This is a genomic window from Acidovorax sp. FJL06, from assembly GCF_003852545.1.
Classification (GTDB): Bacteria; Pseudomonadota; Gammaproteobacteria; order Burkholderiales; family Burkholderiaceae_C; genus Acidovorax.
In genome coordinates this window covers 183,116-201,001 of the sequence record NZ_QAJR01000012.1, presented here as the reverse complement: position 1 = coordinate 201,001, position 17,886 = coordinate 183,116, and the positions used below count along the sequence as shown (strand labels likewise).

At 70.3% G+C, this 17,886-nt stretch carries 22 protein-coding genes; 9 read left to right on the top strand and 13 right to left on the bottom strand.

The features are described 5' to 3' along the window. Positions 1-63 precede the first annotated feature (63 nt). Both DBV10_RS08175 and DBV10_RS08170 read right to left on the bottom strand, forming a co-directional pair. Positions 64-1,056, bottom strand: coding sequence for a pyridoxamine 5'-phosphate oxidase family protein (locus DBV10_RS08175; protein ID WP_124512420.1), 993 nt, complete (start codon positions 1,054-1,056; stop codon positions 64-66). Beyond that, positions 1,053-1,703 (bottom strand): glutathione S-transferase family protein, encoded by a 651-nt coding sequence (locus tag DBV10_RS08170; protein WP_124512418.1) that lies wholly within the window; start codon positions 1,701-1,703, stop codon positions 1,053-1,055. The genes DBV10_RS08175 and DBV10_RS08170 overlap by 4 nt, the downstream gene beginning before the upstream one ends. Before the next feature lie 119 nt (positions 1,704-1,822). Between DBV10_RS08170 and DBV10_RS08165 the strand changes: the two genes are divergently transcribed. Together DBV10_RS08165 and DBV10_RS22775 are read left to right on the top strand one after the other, a co-directional pair. Then, a complete protein-coding gene (locus tag DBV10_RS08165) occupies positions 1,823-2,755 on the top strand; it encodes a LysR family transcriptional regulator (RefSeq protein ID WP_124512416.1) in 933 nt (310 codons plus the stop codon). A 132-nt stretch (positions 2,756-2,887) separates the two neighbouring features. Continuing rightward, entirely contained in the window at positions 2,888-3,187 is a 300-nt protein-coding gene (locus tag DBV10_RS22775) for a hypothetical protein (protein WP_158616809.1), read from the top strand. 66 nt (positions 3,188-3,253) lie between these two features. Here the strand turns inward: DBV10_RS22775 and DBV10_RS08155 are convergent, their stop codons facing one another. The 4 genes from DBV10_RS08155 to DBV10_RS08140 form a co-directional block, all read right to left on the bottom strand. Beyond that, entirely contained in the window at positions 3,254-3,724 is a 471-nt protein-coding gene (locus DBV10_RS08155; protein ID WP_124512414.1) for a peptidylprolyl isomerase, read from the bottom strand. Positions 3,725-3,783: 59 nt separating this feature from the next. Next, positions 3,784-4,872, bottom strand: coding sequence for a pirin family protein (locus DBV10_RS08150; protein ID WP_124512412.1), 1,089 nt, complete (start codon positions 4,870-4,872; stop codon positions 3,784-3,786). 170 nt (positions 4,873-5,042) lie between these two features. Next, complete coding sequence (locus tag DBV10_RS08145; RefSeq protein ID WP_124512410.1) at positions 5,043-5,744, bottom strand: glutathione S-transferase family protein; 702 nt, start codon at positions 5,742-5,744, stop codon at positions 5,043-5,045. Then, entirely contained in the window at positions 5,741-6,169 is a 429-nt protein-coding gene (locus tag DBV10_RS08140; protein ID WP_124512408.1) for a VOC family protein, read from the bottom strand. The genes DBV10_RS08145 and DBV10_RS08140 overlap by 4 nt, the downstream gene beginning before the upstream one ends. A gap of 110 nt (positions 6,170-6,279) precedes the next feature. Here DBV10_RS08140 and DBV10_RS08135 point away from each other — a divergent pair, with 110 nt between their 5' ends. Continuing rightward, positions 6,280-6,930 (top strand): TetR/AcrR family transcriptional regulator, encoded by a 651-nt coding sequence (locus tag DBV10_RS08135; RefSeq protein ID WP_124512406.1) that lies wholly within the window; start codon positions 6,280-6,282, stop codon positions 6,928-6,930. Positions 6,931-7,025: 95 nt separating this feature from the next. Here DBV10_RS08135 and DBV10_RS08130 read toward each other — a convergent pair whose 3' ends face one another. Continuing rightward, a complete protein-coding gene (locus DBV10_RS08130) occupies positions 7,026-8,024 on the bottom strand; it encodes a YafY family protein (RefSeq protein ID WP_124512404.1) in 999 nt (332 codons plus the stop codon). Between the two features lie 146 nt (positions 8,025-8,170). Between DBV10_RS08130 and DBV10_RS08125 the strand changes: the two genes are divergently transcribed. Together DBV10_RS08125 and DBV10_RS08120 are read left to right on the top strand one after the other, a co-directional pair. After that, entirely contained in the window at positions 8,171-8,944 is a 774-nt protein-coding gene (locus DBV10_RS08125) for an NIPSNAP family protein (protein WP_124512402.1), read from the top strand. A 22-nt stretch (positions 8,945-8,966) separates the two neighbouring features. Next, positions 8,967-9,503 (top strand): hypothetical protein, encoded by a 537-nt coding sequence (locus tag DBV10_RS08120; protein WP_124512400.1) that lies wholly within the window; start codon positions 8,967-8,969, stop codon positions 9,501-9,503. Positions 9,504-9,532: 29 nt separating this feature from the next. Here DBV10_RS08120 and DBV10_RS08115 read toward each other — a convergent pair whose 3' ends face one another. Then, complete coding sequence (locus DBV10_RS08115; protein ID WP_124512397.1) at positions 9,533-10,315, bottom strand: SDR family oxidoreductase; 783 nt, start codon at positions 10,313-10,315, stop codon at positions 9,533-9,535. 138 nt (positions 10,316-10,453) lie between these two features. On the opposite strand from DBV10_RS08115, the gene DBV10_RS08110 reads away from it, so the two are divergent. Continuing rightward, positions 10,454-11,377, top strand: coding sequence for a LysR family transcriptional regulator (locus DBV10_RS08110; RefSeq protein ID WP_124512395.1), 924 nt, complete (start codon positions 10,454-10,456; stop codon positions 11,375-11,377). 21 nt (positions 11,378-11,398) lie between these two features. Here the strand turns inward: DBV10_RS08110 and DBV10_RS08105 are convergent, their stop codons facing one another. After that, entirely contained in the window at positions 11,399-11,974 is a 576-nt protein-coding gene (locus DBV10_RS08105) for a DUF1439 domain-containing protein (protein WP_124512393.1), read from the bottom strand. A gap of 175 nt (positions 11,975-12,149) precedes the next feature. On the opposite strand from DBV10_RS08105, the gene yjjJ reads away from it, so the two are divergent. Beyond that, positions 12,150-13,493, top strand: a complete 1,344-nt coding sequence (gene yjjJ, locus DBV10_RS08100) for a type II toxin-antitoxin system HipA family toxin YjjJ (RefSeq protein WP_124512391.1) — start codon at positions 12,150-12,152, stop codon at positions 13,491-13,493. Between the two features lie 46 nt (positions 13,494-13,539). Here the strand turns inward: yjjJ and DBV10_RS08095 are convergent, their stop codons facing one another. From DBV10_RS08095 to DBV10_RS08085, 3 genes are all read right to left on the bottom strand, one after another. Then, on the bottom strand, positions 13,540-13,791 hold the full coding sequence (locus DBV10_RS08095; RefSeq protein ID WP_063459727.1) for a hypothetical protein: 252 nt from the start codon (positions 13,789-13,791) through the stop codon (positions 13,540-13,542). A gap of 174 nt (positions 13,792-13,965) precedes the next feature. Beyond that, positions 13,966-14,739, bottom strand: a complete 774-nt coding sequence (locus DBV10_RS08090; protein ID WP_124512389.1) for a tRNA-uridine aminocarboxypropyltransferase — start codon at positions 14,737-14,739, stop codon at positions 13,966-13,968. Further along, positions 14,736-15,344, bottom strand: coding sequence for a class I SAM-dependent methyltransferase (locus DBV10_RS08085; protein ID WP_124512387.1), 609 nt, complete (start codon positions 15,342-15,344; stop codon positions 14,736-14,738). Before DBV10_RS08085 ends, DBV10_RS08090 begins: the two co-directional genes overlap by 4 nt. Positions 15,345-15,426: 82 nt before the next feature. On the opposite strand from DBV10_RS08085, the gene DBV10_RS08080 reads away from it, so the two are divergent. Together DBV10_RS08080 and DBV10_RS08075 are read left to right on the top strand one after the other, a co-directional pair. Continuing rightward, positions 15,427-16,680 carry a helix-turn-helix domain-containing protein gene (locus DBV10_RS08080; protein ID WP_124512385.1) on the top strand — a complete coding sequence of 418 codons (1,254 nt, stop codon included), beginning with the start codon at positions 15,427-15,429 and terminating at the stop codon, positions 16,678-16,680. Positions 16,681-16,749: 69 nt separating this feature from the next. Further along, positions 16,750-17,484, top strand: coding sequence for a PQQ-binding-like beta-propeller repeat protein (locus DBV10_RS08075; protein WP_124512383.1), 735 nt, complete (start codon positions 16,750-16,752; stop codon positions 17,482-17,484). A 7-nt stretch (positions 17,485-17,491) separates the two neighbouring features. Here the strand turns inward: DBV10_RS08075 and DBV10_RS08070 are convergent, their stop codons facing one another. After that, the gene (locus DBV10_RS08070) at positions 17,492-17,872 is read right to left on the bottom strand and encodes a VOC family protein (protein ID WP_124512381.1); all 381 of its coding nucleotides are present in this window, start codon (positions 17,870-17,872) and stop codon (positions 17,492-17,494) included. Positions 17,873-17,886 lie beyond the last annotated feature (14 nt).

Here is a 17,886-nt window from a genome sequence, read left to right as displayed (position 1 = left end):
CTCCTGCCGGGCCACAGCGGCGCCGGTGGGCCACCTTACACCGCCCGGGTGTCTGCCAGATCGTCAGACTGCCGTCCCGCCCCGCATCACCCGAAACTGGGGCGCCGCCACCGGTGGTGTCCACCGCCACGGCAGCACCTGCGGCCGCCACACGGCGCGCGCCACGGTGAGCCGCAGCACGCGCTGCGCACCAGGCCACGGCGCACGCGCAGCGTCATCCCACAGCACCTCGGCCTGCGCCGCGATGTGGAGCAATCCGCCCCCGTCATAGTCCACCACCAGCAGGCCCGCCAGTGGGTGCAGGGTGAGGTTGCCCAGGGTGTTGAAGAACTGGTTGCCGGGATAGTCGGGCAGGCTCAACACCACGCCGCGCACGGTCTGCTCGATGTGCACAAAGCCAGGCTCCCCGCCACGGTGCGACACATCCACGCCCTCATGGCTTGCCGCACCGGGCTGCGGCGCCGAGGCCGTGGCGATGAACAGCGTGTCGGCCCCACGCACCCGCGCGATGGCGGCCGCATCGAGATCTGCGCCCAGCCACTGCACTGCACCCGGCGCCGTGAGCACGGGGCGCAAGCCGGGCTCACGCGCCTGGATGTACTTGGGGCAGTTGCCAAAGCTCTGCAGCACCTGCACGCCGAGGCCTTGCGTGCCGAAGTCCACCACGCGCCCATTCATGCGGTTGCGGCGCCGGGTGTGGGGCTCCAGCCCAAGCACCCCCACAGCGGCGCCGGGCGCAAGCTGCGCGAGCACGGGGTCGGCGGTGTTGGGCGCCGTGGCAATGTGCATGTGCTGCGCATCCGGGGTGTGCACGAAACCCGGCGGGCCCGCGAGCATCGTCGCCCAGGGCTGGCCCTGGGCGTCCAGCGTGCCCAGCAGCAGCGTGGGCAGCTTCTCGAACAGCTCGCGGTGCTGGTCGGGCATGTGGTCGCGCAGCACCATGGGCCCCACGGCCGCCATGCGCTCACGCACGCCCACCCGCACCTGCAAGGCCTGTTCGCCCGGATGGAAGGCCTCGGCGGCGCCTTCTGCACGCAGTGCGGGGGCCGTCGTCATGGCGCCACCGGGGCCACGGCGGGCAGCTGGTCGGCCAGGGGCACATAGCCCGGCAAGGCCTGCATGCGGGCCACCCAGGCTGCGATGCGGGGGTAGGCCGCCAGCGGCAGCCCGGCAATGTGCGCCTGCGAGGTGTAGCTGACCATGGCGATGTCGGCCAGGCTGGGCGCCGCACCGCCCAGCAGCCAGGCGCGGCCCTCCAGTTCCCCTTCCATGAAATCAAGCAACCGCTTGCCGGTGGCCTGCGCGGCCTCGCTCACGGGCCGGCCATTCAGCGCAGCGAACCGGGGTGCGGCAATGCCGGGCGCCAGCAGCCCCGCCGCCAGGCTGAACCAGCGCTGCAGTTGCGCCAGCCCCACGGGGTCCTGCGGCATCCAGGCGCTGCCGGGTGCATAGCGCTGCACCAGGTACACCAGGATGCCGTTGCTGTCGCTCAGCACCAGGGTGCCATCCACCAGCACCGGAACCTGGCCCAGCGGGTTGAGCGCCAGGTGCTCGGCGCGCCGGTGCTCGCCTTGCAGCAGGTTCACGTCCAGCAACTCATGGGGCAGGCCCAGCATCGAGAGCATCAACTCGACCCGGTGGCAGTGGCCCGAGATGGGCATGCGGTACAGCTGGAGGGGCGTGGTGGGAGTGGGGGGCGCCATGGCGGATGTCCTTTTCGCAGAGGTGAATGAAAGTGACCCGCACCTTATCTGTTGCGCATTCCGCAGTGAATAGCGATAGTGCGTCTTTCATAATTGCGCCAATCGAAACAATCTTCCCCATGGACCATCTCGACACCTTGCGCTGTTTTGTGGCGGTGGCCGATGCCGGAGGCTTTGCCGCAGCCGCGCGGCGGCTGGGCTGCTCTGCCGCCGCCGTCACCCGCGCCATCGCCGCACTGGAAGCGCGGCTCGGGGTGCTGCTGTTTCAGCGCAGCACCCGCCTGGTGCGGCTCACCGAGGCGGGTGAACGTTTTCTGAACGACTGCCGCTCCATCCTCAACGACCTGCACGACGCCGAGCAGGCTGCCAGCGGCGCACAGGCCGAGGCGCGGGGCCTGCTGTCCATCACCGCGCCGCAGATGTTCGGCATCCAGCATGTGGCGCCCATCGTGCAGGGCTATGTACAGGCCCAGCCACAGGTGCAGGTGCGCACGCTGTTCGTGAACCGCCTGGTGCATTTGCTGGACGAGGGCATGGACGTGGCCATCCGCATCGCGCACCTGCCCGATTCGGGCCTGACGGCCGTGCAGGTGGGCGCCCTGCGCCGACTGGTGGTGGCGTCGCCCGCCTACCTGGCACAACACGGCCGGCCCCGCCAACCGGCGGACCTGGCCCAGCACCGGGCCATCGGGTTTGCATTTGATGCACAGGCCCCCGCGCCCTGGAAGTTCCGCGATGGCGCCACGGGCCATCCGCAATTTGCCTGGATCAGCAACAGCAACGAAGTGGACATCGCGGCCGCCGAGGCCGGCCTGGGGCTGACCCGGTGCCTGGCCTACCAGGCGGCTGCGGGCCTGCGTGCGGGGCGGCTGCGCATCGTGCTGGCCGAGCACGAGCTGCCGCCCGTGCCCGTGCACATCGTGTACCCCGCAGGCCGACGCGCACCGGCCAAGGTGCGCGCCTTCGTGGAGTTTGCGCGCGAGGCGCTGGCCAGGGAGCCGGTGCTCAACGGGCGCGGCCTGGGCGCCACCCGCGCGGGCCGCAGCAGGTAGGGCGCGCCACACCGCCGTAACACCTTGTTGCCAACACTTTTTTCACGCTGTCATCGCCGCAGTGCCGAGCGCCGTTGCATGTACAAGTCCGACGCGTTGTCGGGCGGTTTATCCGATCTGAAAGGATGTCTCATGAACAAGCTCATCGCTGCCCTCTTCACTGGTTTCTTTGCTGTGGCATCGTTCGCCCAGACTCCTGCTGCAGCCCCCGCTGCGCCAGCCGCCCAAGCGGCCCCAGCCGCCGCAACCGCAGCCAAAGAGGAAGCCAAGCCTGCCGTGAAGGCCGCAGCCGCCACACCGGCAACCGCCGCAGCCCCCGCCGCTACCGCATCGGCTGAAAAGAAGGCCGAGAAGAAGGCCCACAAGGCCAAGAAGACCAAGGCCGCTGCCGAGAAAAAGGCCGACGCGCCCAAGACCGAAATGGCCAAGTAAGCCCTCGGTCACTGCCCCAACAAAAAGCCCGCATTGCGGGCTTTTTGCTTGGTGGCCTGTCACTCCTCAATGGTGGTGCCCGTGCGCCCCATGCACATGGCGGTGCGCAATTTCCTCAGCGCTGGCGGCACGCACGGCCGTGACCTTGCAGCTGAAGGTCAGTGCCTGGCCGGCCAGCGGATGGTTGCCGTCCAGGTGCACTTCGGGGCCCTTGATCTTGACCACGTTGAACACGGCGGGCTGGCCGTCGTTGCCCACGCCCTGCAACTGGCCGCCGACCTTCACGCCGGGCGGGAACTCGCTCTTGGGGATGGTGCGCACCAGGCTTTCGTCGCGCGCGCCAAAGGCGTCTTCCACGGCCAGCTGCAGCGTGGTGGAAAAACCCACGGCCTGGCCTTCGAGCGCGGCTTCGACCTTGGGGAAGATGTTTTCATAGCCGCCGTGCAGGTAGGCCAGGTTGCCCGCATCGAGCGGCTTGCCCTGGGGCGTAGTCACCTGGTAGCTGATGGTGACGGCGGAGTCTTTGGTGATGTTCATAGGTTTTCAAACGACGCGGATCGGGACCCCGGATTGTCCACGACCCGCTGGTTCACCCGCTAGCCAGCGGCCGCCGCCTCGCCCGGGCGCTCCTCCTCGGTCTGGCCGGGGTAGCGCGCAAACCGCCGCGCCTCGGTGCCGTGCACCGGGTCTTGCTCACGCCAAGGCCAGCCGCCGAACTGGGTGCGGCGATAGTCGTTCATGGCCTGCATGATCTCGGCCTGCGTGTTCATCACGAAGGGGCCGTACTGCGCCACGGGCTCACCGATCGGCCGGCCCTGTAGCACCAGGCATTCCACGGCCGTGGTGCCGGTGTTGGCCAGCAGCCAGTCCTGCTCCGCACGCACCTGCAGCGCGGCGTGGCGGTCCACGTCCTGCGGGCCCACGCGCAGGCTGTCGCCCACAAAGAAGTACAGCATGCGCTGGGTGCCCGCGCCCCGGGCGGCGGGCAGCGACCACTCTGCGCCCGGCTCCAGGTGCAGCGTCCAGATGGCCACGTCGCCCTCGGGCTGCGAGGCCCAGGACTCGGGGGGCGGCGACAGCGGCGCCAATGCGGGGGCCGCACCGGGCAGCGCGCCCGCCACCACGGTCACCGTGGTCTTGCGGCCGGCAGCGTCGCTGTGCACCAGGCGCGGGATATGCTCGTTCCACAGCATGGTGAAGTGGGGCTCCACCATCTTGTTGCGCGCAGGCAGGTTCAGCCAGATCTGGAACAGCTCCAGCGGGTTGGGCTCGTCGGCCTTGAGCAGCGGGAACATCTCCGAATGCACGATGCCCTTGCCGGCCGTGACCCACTGCACATCGCCGCCGCCAAACCGCGCGGCCGCGCCCAGCGAGTCAGAGTGGTCGATCAGGCCCTTGCGCACCAGCGTCACGGTCTCGAAGCCCCGGTGCGGGTGGCCCGGAAAGCCGGGCACGGTGTCGCCGTGGTACATGCTCCAGCCGTCCTGGCCGCTGAAATCGCTGCCGATCTGGCGGTCGTCGATGGGCACGGCAGGGCCGAACGCGGCGTTGCCTGCAGGGTAGGCGTCGTCGTGGTGGGCGCAAAAGAGAAACGGATCCATCGTGGGCCACTGCGGGCCCAGCAGCTGCGCGCGCAGGATGGGCAGCGCCCCGTGGGAGTTTGCGGCGGAGGGGGTGGAAGTCATCAACAGGCTCCTGGTTCTGCGCCGCCTTCCATCGGGCGGTACGCCCACCGAATATGGGGCCTGCCGCGCGCCAGCAGAAGTGCGCTGCGTGGAACAGTGCCCGCCACGCGCAGGACAATCGCCCGGGCGCCTCCGCGCGGGCCACGGGTTCTTGATGGAGCGCTGGCCGCTCAATCGCGGTCGGGCGCCCCGAGCGGAAAGTAATGGCGGTACGGGCGCCCGCCCTCCACCGTACGCGCAAACGAGGGGCGCGCCAGCAGCCGCGCGCGGTAAGCGCGCAGCAAGGGGTAGGCGGCCGCGATGGGGTGCGTCCAGTCGGCATAGAACAACGCGGGCGCGGCGGCGCAGTCGGCCATCGTGAAGCCCTCGCCCGCGGCCCAGGTGCGGCCGCTGGCCCATTCGCCTTCCAGCCAAGCGTAGGCCTTCCCCAGCTTGTCAGCCGCCACTGCCACACCCTCTGCGCGCCGGGCCGGGTCGCCAGTCAGCGCGGCCCCCACTGCGTGCTGGACGGGCGCCATCACATGCAGGTCAAAGAAACGGTCCATGAACCGCACCTCCAGCGCCGCCACCGGGTCGGGCGGAATCAACCGCAAGGGCCCGGGGTGCGCCAGCTGCAGGTGCTCGATCACGATGCTGCTTTCCACCACCGTGCGCCCGCCGTCCACCAGCAGCGGAAACTTGGCAAATGGCCAGCGGCGCAGCCATTCGGCCGCATGGCCGCCGGGCGCTGCGGGGTCGAGGTTGCGCAGCTCGAAAGGCGTGCCGTTTTCATACAGCGCCGTGAGCACCTTCTGGGTGTAGGACGAGAAGGGATGGCCGTAGAGGGCGAGCGTGGCCGCGCCCTGGGTGGGGGCTGGCACGGGCAGGGTCATTGCGGCGCCACCACCATCCACGACACGCCAAAGCGGTCCGCCACCATGCCGAAAGCCGGCGAAAAGAAGGTCTTGCCCAAAGGCATCTGCACCTGGCCGCCCTCGGCCAACGCATCGAAATAGCGCCGGGCCTCGGCGGCATTCGCAGGGCTCAGCGCGAGCGACATGCCCTGGAAGCTGGGTTGGCCCGAACCCATGCCGTCCGAGGCCATGAGCTGCGTCTCGCCCACGTTGAAGGCGGCGTGCATGACCATCTCGGGCGTGGGGCCGGGGCCGCCCCCTTCGGCGCAGCCCGGGCCAGCGGCCGGCTCGGGGTTGTCCTTGTAGCGCAGCAGCATGGTGACCTGGGCGCCCAGGGCGCGGCGGTAGAAATCCAGGGCCTCGTCGCAGCGGCCTTCGAACATCAGGTAGGACTCGACTTTCATGGGGTCTCCTTGGGGGGATTGGCTTGGGCAGAAGCTGGGCGGCGCGCATTTGTGAACACCGTCCACAAACAATAGCAAAGACAATGGACAGTGTCCACATCCTCCCGCCAATGAACGTCACCACCCGCAACCCCCCCCCGGCTGCGCGCAGCACCTACCGCCATGGCGACCTGCGCCGCGCGCTGCTGGACGCCGGCATCGAACTGGCCCGCCAGGGCGGCCCCGACGCCGTGGTGCTGCGCGAGGCCACGCGCCGCGCCGGCGTGGCGCCCAACGCGGCCTACCGCCACTTTGCCAACCGCGACGACCTGCTGGGTGCTGTGCGCGCCGCCGCCGTGGCTGCCGCTGCGCGCTTCATGGAGATGGAGCTGGCCCGGGTGCCCGCCACGGGCACCGCCACCGCACAGGCCCACGCCAAGGTGCGTGCGGTGGGCGCGGGCTACCTGCGCTTTGCGCACGCCGAGACCGGCCTGTTCCGCACCGCGTTCGGCGGCCGCTTCACCGTGCAGCACGACCCCGACCCGGCCATGGGCGGCACCACCGGGCTCAACCCGTTTCAACACCTGGGGGCCGCGCTCGACGACCTGGTGGCGGCGGGTGCGCTGCCCCCGGCGCGGCGCCCCGGGGCCGAATACCTGGCCTGGTCCACCGTGCATGGCATGGCCCTGCTGGCCATCGACGGGCCGCTGCGCGGCACACCGCAGCAGTTGCTGGACATGGTGGGCCAGCGGCTGCTGGACATGGTGGAGCGGGGGCTGTGACCCATTGCAGCCCCGGAGGATGGACCCAGACGTCAAAGACCTGCAGGGCTCGTCCATTCTGCCCATCGAGCTATTGAAGTAATAGCAAATCAGCGCTATACAACCGCACCATACAACTGCGCCGTGGCCCGCACCCGCGCCACCAACGCGCGGCGCAGCGCGGCGGGACGCAGCACCTCGACCTCGGGCGACAGGCGCATCAGTTGCCCACAGGCGTGCTCCACCGATTCGATGGGCATCGACACTGCTACACGCCCATCCTGGCGGCGCGAGGGAGGGGCAGCCGCCACCGCGCGCGCCACGGCGCTACTGAGCGCGCGCAGGCCCTTTAGCCCCGTGGGCGTGGCCAGCACCTGCGCCTCGCCGGTGTAGATCTCCGACTCAAAGCGCCGGATCGAGGCCGCCCAATATGCGGGCAGATCGAACCGCGCCGGGCGCCGCACGGGCGTGGACGACAGCACCGTGGCCGCGCGGATGCCCGACACGCGGTAGGTGCGCGGCCCGATTTTTTCAGAGCCATCCACTGCCGCCGCAGGCTGCGCCACCAGGTACCAGACCCCGGCCTTGAGCACCAGACCCAGCGGGCTCACCGTGCGCTCCACCGTGTCGGCCCAGCTCTCGTAGTGCATGCGGATCTGGTGGCCGTTCCACACGGCGGCGGCCACGGTCACCAGGTGGGGCGTGGGCGGGCTCTCGCGGTACCAGTCCACCGGGTCCAGGTGCAGGCGGGCGCTCACGCGCTGGGCATCGTCGCGCCACCCGGCGGGCAGCGCGGCCAGCAGCTTGAGCCGCGCACCTTCCACATCGCTGCCCAGGCCCAGGTCCTGCGCGGGGCCGGGCAGGCCACTCAAGAACACGGCCTGCGCCTCGGACGGCGTGAGGCCGGTGAGTGTGGTCTTCCAGCCCGGCAACAGCGCAAAGCCCCCGTGGCGCCCGCGCTCGGCATAGATGGGCACACCGGCTGCGCTGAGCTGGTCCACATCGCGGTACAGCGTGCGCACGGAAATTTCGAGCGCATCGGCCAGCGCCTGCGCGCTCATGCGCCCCCGGGTTTCGAGCAGCATTTGCAGCGAGAGAAGGCGGCTGGCGCGCATGGGGCGATGGGGGGGGGGCGGGACGGAAGCGGGCAAAAGACAAGTCCGGCAAAGATAGCCGAAATACATGCCATGAGGTGGCAGGTATTGCGGCGCAGACTGCCCCCTGCTTGTTGACCCCACCCTTTGCACACCAGGAGCCCCGCATGCCAGACACCCTCATCGCCACGCCGCCCCAGCCCGGCGCAGCCCCGCCCGCCGCTGACGAATGCGCCCTCGTCGAGCTGCGCCAGTACACGCTGCACCCACACCAGCGCGAAGAGCTCATCGACCTGTTCGACCGCGCGTTCGTGGAAACGCAGGAGGCCCAAGGCATGCGCGTGCTGGGCCAGTTCCGCGATCTGGGCCGGCCCGACATGTTCGTGTGGCTGCGCGGCTTTGCCCACATGGAATCCCGCCGCCGCGCGCTCGAAGGCTTCTACGGCGGCCCCGTGTGGGCGGCACACCGCAGCGCGGCCAACGCCACCATGGTCGATTCGGACAACGTGCTGCTGCTGCGCCCCGCATGGCCTGGTTCCACCATGGCCCTGCCCCAGCACCCGCGCCCCGCGCCAGGCAGCAGAGGCGCAGCGCCCGGTGTGCTCACGGCCACCGTCTTCCCTCTGCACGAGAACCCCACGCCCGCGCTGCTGGACTTTTGCCGCCACCGCATGGCCCCGCTGCTGCAGCGCAGCGGCGCGCGCCAGGTCGCGTGGTACTGCACCGAGGCCAGCGCCAACACCTTCCCCCGCCTGCCCGTGCGCGAAGGCGAACCCGTGCTGCTGGCGCTGGCATTGTTTGGCAGTGCAGCGGCGGCCCAGGCCGTGACCACCAGCGGCGCCTGGCAGCGCGGCGTGGCCCCGGGCCTCGCGCCCTGGCTGGCGGGCCCGCCCCACACCTTGCGCCTGCAGCCCACGGCGCGCAGCGCCCTGCACGCCTGAATCGCCCCCCGGAGAAACCGCCATGGCCACCACCCCGAACCTCATCACCATCCCCTCGCCCACCGTGGCCCCCAGCGCCGCGCGCGACTTCGATTTCCTCATAGGCCCCTGGCGCATTCGCAACACGCGCCTGGTGCGGCGCCTGGCGGGCTGCCATGACTGGGAGGTGTTCGACGCCACGGGCACCGCGCGCCCGCTGCCCGGTGGCATCGGCAACTGCGACGACTTCACGCCCCTGGCCTGGAAGCCCGGCTTTGTGGGCATGGCGCTGCGCGTGTTCAACCCCGTGACGCAGCGCTGGAGCATCTACTGGCTCGACAACCTCACGGGCGGCCTGGACCCAGCCACCGGCCAGCTGCTGCCGCCCGTGGTGGGCGGCTTTCAGGACGGCGTGGGCCTCTTTGAAGGCGAGGAACTGTTTGAAGGCCGCCCGGTGCGCGTGCGCTTCGAGTGGTCGCGCATGCACACCGGCGCACCACGCTGGCAGCAGGCGTTCTCGGACAACGGCGGCGCCACCTGGGAGGTGAACTGGGTGATGGAGTTTGCGCGGCCGGTGTGAAGGCACCGCCGCACCACTCCGCACAGCCCTCAGGCCGCAAACCCGCCATCAATCAGCAGGCTCGCCCCCGTCACCATGCTCGCTTCGGGCCCGGCCAGGTACGCGACCATGCCCGCAATCTCGTCCGGGTGCGCATGGCGGTCCAGCGCCATCAGGCCGTGCATGTCGCCGGCCATGGGGCCGTCAGCCGGGTTCATGTCGGTGTTCACGGGGCCGGGCTGCACGTTGTTCACGGTGATGCCACGCGGGCCCAGGTCGCGCGCCAGGCCCTTGGTCAGGCCCACGATGGCGGCCTTGCTCATGCCGTAGACGCTGAAGCCGGGCCATGGCACGCGGTCGGAGTTGGTGCTGCCGATGGTGATCACGCGGCCATAGGCGCCGCCCTGGCCCATGTGGCGCACGGCGGCCTGCGTGGCCACAAACACGGCGCGCACGTTCACGTTGAGCGTGTGGTCGAAGTCGGCCAGCGCAAAGCTGTCCAGCACGCCCGCCACGGCCACGCCCGCGTTGTTGACGAGGATGTCCAGGCGGCCCAGCTCGCGGGCGGCGCGGTCCACCGCCTGCGTGAGGGCGACGGCATCGGCGCTGTCGGCCTGCAGGGCCAGGGCCCGGCCACCGGCGGCTTCGATGGCCGCCACCAGCGCCTGGGCCGGTGCGGCCGAGCTGCTGTAGGTGAAGGCGACGGCCGCGCCGTCGCGCGCCAGGCGCCGCACGATGGCCGCGCCAATGCCACGCGCGCCGCCGGTGACGAATGCGGCCTTGCCCGCCAGGGGCTGATGCAGCGCAGGGGATGTTGCCAATGCAGAAGACATGGTGTTTCTCCAAAAAAAAAGGGGATGAAAAAAGCCCGAAAACGAACCGGGAACCCTTGCAGTGTCAGAAAACCATTGCCCGCGCGGTAGCCCCCAATGGGCTGGATGAATTTCAACCCTGGGTTGAAAATACCGGCCATGCAACCGCTCAGCCACCTCGAATCCTTTGTGCAGTCCGCCGAGTCCGGCAGCTTCTCGGCCGCCGCGCGGTTGATGGGCCTCACGCCTGCGGCGGTGAGCAAGAACGTGGCGCGGCTGGAGGCCAACCTGGGGGTGCGGCTGTTCCAGCGCAGCACGCGGCGCCTGGCGCTGACCGACGGCGGGCAGCGCCTGCTGGCGCAGATCGGGCCGCCGCTGACCGCGCTGGCCGACGCGGTGGACCATGCGGCCGAGGCCGAGCAGCAGCCCGCGGGCACGCTCAAGGTGAGCATGGGCCAGGCCTTTGGCCGCGCCTACCTGGTGCCGCTGCTCGGCGAGTTTTTGCAGTGCTACCCCGCCATCCAGCCCGACTGGCGTTTTGAGAACCGGCAGGTGGACCTGATCGGCGAGGGCTTTGACGCGGGCATTGGCGGCGGCCTGAACCTGAACCCCGACATGGTTGCGCGCACGCTCGGGCCCATCCACCTGGTGGTGGTGGCAGCCCCCACGCTGCTGCAGGGCCGCAAGGGGCCGCGCCACCCCGCCGACCTGGCGGCCTGGGACGGCATTGCGCGCCGCGCCATCCGCACCGGGCGCGTGCCGGTGGTCACCCTGCGCAACAAGGCGGGCGAGGCCGCGCCGGTGGAGTTTCGCCCCCGCATGGTGTTTGACGACCCCGAGGCCATGTGCCAGGCCGCGCTGATGGGCCTGGGTGTGACCGTGCTGCCCATGCCGTTTGCACAGCCCTGGCTGGCGCGTGGTGACCTGGTGCGCCTGCTGCCCAGCTGGTGGGCCGATGCCGGGCCGACCATGCTGTACTACCCCAGCAAAAAGCTGCTGCCCGCGCGCACGCGGGTGTTTGTGGACTTTGTGGTGGAGCAGTTCAGCCAGCGCGGCTTTGCGCAGCGGGTGCGGGCGGACTAGGGCGTGCCACCCTGGGGCGCGTCATCCGGGCGGCTTGCGCACAAACGCCACCTCCAGCCCCTTGGCCGTCACGGTGATGGGCCCCGGCTGCAGGCCCAGGCCGTCAAACACCGCCGTGTCCTGCGGGCGCAGCTGGTGCAGCGTGACTTCGCGCAGCGACTGCTCGGCCAGCACCGGGCCGTAGGCGTTGAGCAGGTCGGTGACGGCGGGCTTGAGGGTGGGGAAGTCCAGCCGCCCCAGCCGGATCTGGTGCGCGCGCAGCGTGCGGTCGCTGGCCTCGTAGCGCAGCGCAAACGACACATCGAAGGTGCCTGCGTGGCTGCGCCGCAGCGCGGGGCCCGCAGCGTCCACGGCCAGGATGGCGCCCAGGCGGTTCACGGCGGGCAGCAGGCGCAACTGGGGCGCCTGCAGGTTCAAATCGAACAGGCCCTGCACCGGCACGCTGCGCGGGAACTTGGTGGCCACCATCTCCTGCAGTTGCGCCAGCGGCACGGTGTAGCTGGGCTGGGCCAGCGCGCCGCAGCCGATGAACAGGGCCACGCTGCCCAGGGCCAGGCTGCGGGTGGTGGTGGCAAGAAAGCGGCGGCGGTGGGGCATGGGTGGAGTCTCCTCGGAAGGCGGTGGGACACGGGACGATGCAAAAGGTGCCCCTGTGGCAGTCTGCAACCCTCATGCAGCGAACTTTTTTATCCTAATTTTCTATTCACAACATCAAGCAAATCATTGATTTCAATATGAATTGATACTAATTTATCTATTCATATAATCATTCATGTCCACCCCCCACGAACTCTCCTCCAAAGCCCTGCTGGCCTTGCGCCGCCAGGGCGGCGTGCTGACCAGCGCCGAGCTGCAGGCGCTGCTGGGCGTGAGCCAGCCCACGGTGTCGCGGGCGCTGGCGCCGCTGATCCATGCAGGCCAGGTGCAAAAGGTGGGCGCAGCGCGCTCGCAGCGCTATGTGCTGCCGCGCAACGTGCCCGGCGTGGGCAGCGAGGTGCGGGTGATGCGCATCGACGCGCAGGGCCGCCCGTCCCCGTTTGCGCGCATGGTGCCGCTTGCGGGCGGCGCGTTCTGGGTGGACGAGGCCGACGGCGTGAGCGCGCGGCACGATGGCCTGCCCTGGTTTCTGGACGACATGCGGCCCCAGGGCTTCATGGGCCGCACCTTTGCGCATGCCCACCCCGCGCTGCAGCTGGGCCACGACCCACGCCACTGGAGCGACGACGACGTGCTGCGCGCAATGACGCTGTATGGCGACGACCTGCCGGGCAACCTCATCATGGGCGAGGCCGCGTTCCAGCGTTTTCACACGCTGCCCGCGCGCGCATCGCGGGTGGCGTCCAGCGCCGACTACCCGCTGCTGGCCGAACAGGCCATGCTGGGCACCCATCCGGGCTCGTCGGCCGGGGGCGAGCAGCCCAAGTTCTGCACCATCGCTGCGGGGCGGCATGTGATCGTGAAGTTCTCGCCCGCCGGCGACGCCCCCGCCGACCAGCGCATGCGCGACCTGCTGGTGTGCGAGCACCTGGCGCTGTGCACGCTGGCCCAGGCGGGGCTGCCCGCTGCACCCACGCAGCTGTTCATGGGTGCGGGGCGGGTGTTTCTGGAGTCGGAACGGTTTGACCGCACGCCCCTGGCGGACGACGCGCAGGGGCGGGACCTGGCCGGGCGCATCGGCATGGTGTCGCTGCAGGTCTACAACGCCGAGTACGTGGGCGAGATGGACAACTGGGCCGCCACCGCCGACCGCATGGCGGCGCGCCACCTGCTCACACAAGCCGATGCCCGCACGCTGCGCCTGCTGGAGGCCTACGGCCAGCTCATCGCCAACACCGACCGGCACTACGGCAACATCTCGCTGGTGCTGAAGGACGACGACTGGGCGCTGTCCCCCACCTACGACATGCTGCCCATGCTGTACGCCCCGGTGAGCGGCGAGCTGGTGCCGCGCGACTTTGCCAGCCGCCCGCAGCAGCCCACGGCCGCCACGCTGGGGGAGTGGGACGAGGCGCAGCGGCTGGCGCGGGTGTTCTGGCAGGCGGCTGCGGCGGACGAGCGGGTGTCAGCAGATTTCCGGGCCATTGCGGCCGAGAATGGTGACCATATCAACCGCTAGCGCTTATCCATCAAGCGCAAACAGCTACCACTTTAGTAGCAATTTTTCACCGCCCCACCACCGACCAGCCTGCCTGCTGGTTGGTCTTGTCGTTCTCGTACTCCCACGCCGTGCCGCAGCGGTCGCACACATAGCGGGTAAAGGTCACGGGGCCGTGGTCGCGGTCTTCCTTGCGGTTGCCGCGCTGCACCAGCTCGGCGTGGCCGGGGGCCTTGCGCCAGTTGCGCTGGATGCCCTGGCAGGGCTCGCACAGGGCCATGGGTTGCAGTTCTCGTTGGCGGGCCGGGTCTTTGGTCATGGTGGGGGAGGGCCTGGGCAGGCCGGTGTAGGGGGGGTTGGTGAGGAGTGCGATGGGGCGGCTACTGTATAGCACCGAAGCCGCCCCACAGGGCGCAAGGGCTGGCCTGCAAGCCAAACAGGCCGCTATGGCTTGATGGATAAGCGCAATAAGCTATTAAATCAGGAGTATTTGTTATCCCGACCTCTGGGCCACCGCCTGCAAGCGCAGGTGCGTCGGGTCATCGGCCGCCACCGGCAGCTGGTGCTTGGACTGCAGGTAGTGGCGGGTGAAGACGTCGAGGTAGGCGTCCAGCACCTGCGCGGCCTGCGCCTCGCCCGCCAGCTCCAGGCACAGGCTGGCCACCTCGCTGGTGCAGAAGTGGTCGTCGCGGCGCGAGCGGCGCAGCTGGTAGCGCGAGATCTGTTCGGGCGCCAGGCTCAGCACCGGAAAGCGGTCGAGGTAGGGGCTTTTGCGGAACATCTTGCGCGCCTCGGGCCAGGTGGCGTCGAGCAGGATGAACAGCGGGCGCTTGGCCGATGCCGGTTCGGCCCCGGCTCGGGGCACCGCCAGGTCGTGGACCACCCGCTCGGGCGTCACGAACTCGCCGGGGAACACCACAACCGGCTGCCACGCAGGGTCGGCCAGCAGCGCGAGCAGGCCCGGCTGCACCTCGGTGCGCGCCCAGCCAAACGCATAGGTGTCGGCCACCACGTCGGCGATCAGCCAGCCGGTGTTGCTGGGTTTGAGGGGCTCGATGTCGGCCATCAGCAGGCACATGCCCGCGCGCGTGGGCACCGCCGGGCGCAGTGCGCAAATGCAGTGGCTGGGCACCAGGCGGCAGCCCGCGCAGCGCTCGCCCTTGGGGCCGCCGCGGGCCAGGAAGGGCTTGGCGCTGCGGGCCAGGCGCTCGGCGCGCAGGCGCGACACCGCATGCGGCGTGGGGGGCGGGGTGGGGGCCCAGCTCACAGCCCGGCCGCTTGTTCCAGCGCAAACAGCGGCAGCTCGGCCTTTCGGCTCAGCCACACGCCGCCGCCCAGCTCGATGGCGCCCTGCTGCAGGCCGCGCCGGTACAGCTCCGCCCGGTGGCGGAACACGCGGTTGTCGGTCAGGTCCTCGTCGATGATGTCGCGTTCGTAGTCCTCGCGCGAGACGGCCTCGACATACAGCGCGCCTTTGCACAGGCGCCCCAGGTTGTGCAGCGCGGTCTTCAGATCGGGCGGGCTCAGGTAGGGCAGCACGCCCTGGCAGATCACGAAGTCAAAGGGCTCATCGGCCACATAGTCCACCACCGACCCCTGCTGCCAGCCAAAGCGCTCGCACAGGTAGGGGCTGAACTCCACACCCTGGTAGCTCGCTGCGGGAAAGTGCTGCGCCACGATGTCCTTCCACAAACCGATGCCGCAGCCCACGTCGAGCACGCGATGGACCGGCACGCGCAGGTACTTGAGGTAGCTGCACACAAAGGTGCCCAGGCGCTCCATGTGCTGCGGGTCCACCACGCTGGTTTTCTTGTCGAAGTAAAAGCGTTGGTAGTAGGCCTCGTCGAAGGTGGTGGCGCTGGCGGATTTCAATGGGCGGTCCTTGTGGGCAGGGAAGACAGGGAGGGCGAGAGTATCCCGCACCTCATCTTTTGGGGGCGTGTAGTCTGTGGGCATGGATTCGATGATCTCTGCCGCCGCCCGTGCGCTGGCGGCGGGCGACGCCCTCACCGCGCTGCAGCGCGTGGCCTTGCGCGACGACCCGCCGGCGCTGGCCCTGCGCGGCATTGCCATGGCCCAGCTGGGCGAACACCCGCGCGCCCGCGAACTGCTGCGCCGCGCCGCCCGTGCGTTTGGGGCCCACGAGAGCGTGGCCCGCGCCCGCTGTGTGGTGGCCGAGGCCGAGGTGGCCCTGGCGCAGCGCGACCTGGGCGGCGATGGCAGCAAGGGCCCCGCAGCCCTGCTGGCAGCGGCCCATACGCTGCAGGCCCACGGCGACACCACCAACGCGCTGCAGGCCCGGCTGGTGGCGGCGCGCAGGCTGGTGCTGCTGGGGCGGCTGGCAGAGGCTTCTGCCGTGCTGGCAGCCCGCCCGGCCGACGGTGCGCCCACGCCCACACACCTGCCCGCCCCGCTGGCCACCGTGGCCGCACTCACCCGCGCGGAACTGGCGCTGCGAGCCCTGCACATCGACACCGCCCACGCCGCCCTGCAACACGCCGAACGGGCCGCGCAACACGCTGGCGTGCCCGCCCTGCAGGCCGAGGTGGCCCATGCGCGTGCGCTGCTGGCCCAGCCCGCCGCCCGCCTGCTGGGGCCGGGCGGCGAACAAGCGCTGCGGCTGCAGGACGTGGCCGCACTGCGCGCATCCGGCCACATGCTGGTGGTCGATGCCTGCCGCCACGCGGTGCATGCGGGTGGCGCAGCGCTGCCCCTGGCGCGCCGCCCCGTGCTGTTTGCGCTGGTGCGCGCGCTGGCCCAGGCCTGGCCCGGCGATGTGGACCGCGAGGCGCTGATTGCCAGCGTGTTCCGCACCCGCCACCCCGACGACACCCACCGCGCTCGCCTGCGCGTGGAGATGGGCCGCCTGCGCAAACTCATCGCGCCGCTGGCGGGCGTGGAGGCCACAGCGCGCGGCTTTGTGCTGCGGCCTTTGGATGGCCGCGCCGTGGCTGTGCTCGCGCCGCCGGTGGATGGCGCACAGGGCGCACTGCTGGCGCTGCTCGCCGACGGCGCGGCCTGGTCCACATCGGCCCTGGCACTGGCCCTGGGCGACAGCCAGCGCACCGTGCAGCGCGCGCTGGCCGCGCTGGAAAGCAACGGCCAGGTGCGCGCCATCGGCCAGGCCCGTGCCCGCCGCTGGGTGGCCGCGCCGCTGCTGGGATTCACGACGATCTTGTTACTCCCCACCACGCAGCCAAATCCCTAAAGTGGCCACACCACCCACCGCACCACCCCGTCCGCGTGCACCGGGCCCCCCCCGCAAGGAGCCATCGACATGACCGACACCCCCCTTGAAACGACCCGCGACACCGCCTGCAGCAGCCAGCCCGGCGACACGCCCCCATCGCACCTGCAGCTGCCCATTGCCTCGCGCCGCCCTGCCGAGGTCGTGCGCGAGTACGGCCCCTTCAACGGAGCCAGCGCCATCCACGGCGTGACGCACGACGGCCAGCGCGTGTGGGCCGCCACGGGCGAGCACCTGGTGGGTTTTGACCCGGCCAGCGGCGCCACCACCCGCACGCTGGACGTGGTGTGCGACGCGGGCACGGCGTTTGACGGCACGCACCTCTACCAGATCGCCGAGGCGCGCATCGACAAGATCGACCCTGCCACGGGCCAGGTGCTGGCCACCATCCCCGCGCCGGGCGGCGGTAACGACTCGGGCCTGACCTGGGCCGAAGGCAGCCTGTGGGTGGGCCAATACCGCGACCGCAAGATCCACCAGATCGACCCCGCCACGGGCGCGGTCCGCCGCACCATCGAATCCAACCGCTTCGTCACCGGCGTGACCTGGGTGGACGGCGAGCTGTGGCACGGCACCTGGGAGGGCGAAGAAAGCAGCCTGCGCCACATCGACCCCACCAGCGGCGCCGTGCTGCAGCAGCTGGACATGCCCGCAGGCGTGGGCGTGAGCGGGCTCGAATCCGACGGGGCAGGCCTCTTCTACTGCGGTGGCGGGGGCAGCGGCAAGGTGCGCGCCGTGCGGCGACCCGGCGCCCAGAGCGCCTGAACCCGCATCACTTGGGCGGGCGGTGCAGCGCGCAGAGCTTGTTGCCGTCCGGGTCGCGCACGTAGGCCAGGTACAGCCTGCCGCCCGTGCCTTCGCGCCAGCCCGGCGGGTCTTCGCAGGTGGTGCCGCCATTCGCCACCCCAGCCGCGTGGAAGGCGTCGGCCTGCTCGGGCGACTGCATCGCAAACCCGATGGTGCCGCCATTGGCAAACGTGGCGGGCTCGCCGTTGATGGGCGTGGTGATGCCAAAGGTGCCGTGCGGGCCGCGGTAGAAATAGCGGTTCTTGTTGGCAATGCCGGGTGGCACATCCAGCGTGCCGAGCAGCGCGTCGTAAAACGCCTTCGACACCTCCAGGTCGTTCACGCCGACCATCACATGACTGAACATCGTGTTGTCTCCAT

Excerpts from the sequence above, each read along its gene's own strand:
- DBV10_RS08135 (WP_124512406.1), top strand. The coding sequence starts at position 6,280 with ATGAACGTCACCACCCGCAACCCCCCCCCGGCTGCGCGCAGCACCTAC.
- DBV10_RS08075 (WP_124512383.1), top strand. The coding sequence starts at position 16,750 with ATGACCGACACCCCCCTTGAAACGACCCGCGACACCGCCTGCAGCAGC.
- DBV10_RS08080 (WP_124512385.1), top strand. The coding sequence starts at position 15,427 with ATGGATTCGATGATCTCTGCCGCCGCCCGTGCGCTGGCGGCGGGCGAC.
- DBV10_RS08165 (WP_124512416.1), top strand. The coding sequence starts at position 1,823 with ATGGACCATCTCGACACCTTGCGCTGTTTTGTGGCGGTGGCCGATGCC.
- DBV10_RS08110 (WP_124512395.1), top strand. The coding sequence starts at position 10,454 with ATGCAACCGCTCAGCCACCTCGAATCCTTTGTGCAGTCCGCCGAGTCC.
- DBV10_RS08155 (WP_124512414.1), bottom strand. The coding sequence starts at position 3,724 with ATGAACATCACCAAAGACTCCGCCGTCACCATCAGCTACCAGGTGACT.
- DBV10_RS08105 (WP_124512393.1), bottom strand. The coding sequence starts at position 11,974 with ATGCCCCACCGCCGCCGCTTTCTTGCCACCACCACCCGCAGCCTGGCC.
- DBV10_RS08115 (WP_124512397.1), bottom strand. The coding sequence starts at position 10,315 with ATGTCTTCTGCATTGGCAACATCCCCTGCGCTGCATCAGCCCCTGGCG.
- DBV10_RS08175 (WP_124512420.1), bottom strand. The coding sequence starts at position 1,056 with ATGACGACGGCCCCCGCACTGCGTGCAGAAGGCGCCGCCGAGGCCTTC.
- DBV10_RS08120 (WP_124512400.1), top strand. The coding sequence starts at position 8,967 with ATGGCCACCACCCCGAACCTCATCACCATCCCCTCGCCCACCGTGGCC.
- DBV10_RS22775 (WP_158616809.1), top strand. The coding sequence starts at position 2,888 with ATGAACAAGCTCATCGCTGCCCTCTTCACTGGTTTCTTTGCTGTGGCA.
- DBV10_RS08150 (WP_124512412.1), bottom strand. The coding sequence starts at position 4,872 with ATGACTTCCACCCCCTCCGCCGCAAACTCCCACGGGGCGCTGCCCATC.
- DBV10_RS08170 (WP_124512418.1), bottom strand. The coding sequence starts at position 1,703 with ATGGCGCCCCCCACTCCCACCACGCCCCTCCAGCTGTACCGCATGCCC.
- DBV10_RS08140 (WP_124512408.1), bottom strand. The coding sequence starts at position 6,169 with ATGAAAGTCGAGTCCTACCTGATGTTCGAAGGCCGCTGCGACGAGGCC.
- DBV10_RS08130 (WP_124512404.1), bottom strand. The coding sequence starts at position 8,024 with ATGCGCGCCAGCCGCCTTCTCTCGCTGCAAATGCTGCTCGAAACCCGG.
- DBV10_RS08070 (WP_124512381.1), bottom strand. The coding sequence starts at position 17,872 with ATGTTCAGTCATGTGATGGTCGGCGTGAACGACCTGGAGGTGTCGAAG.
- DBV10_RS08145 (WP_124512410.1), bottom strand. The coding sequence starts at position 5,744 with ATGACCCTGCCCGTGCCAGCCCCCACCCAGGGCGCGGCCACGCTCGCC.
- yjjJ (WP_124512391.1), top strand. The coding sequence starts at position 12,150 with ATGTCCACCCCCCACGAACTCTCCTCCAAAGCCCTGCTGGCCTTGCGC.
- DBV10_RS08125 (WP_124512402.1), top strand. The coding sequence starts at position 8,171 with ATGCCAGACACCCTCATCGCCACGCCGCCCCAGCCCGGCGCAGCCCCG.
- DBV10_RS08095 (WP_063459727.1), bottom strand. The coding sequence starts at position 13,791 with ATGACCAAAGACCCGGCCCGCCAACGAGAACTGCAACCCATGGCCCTG.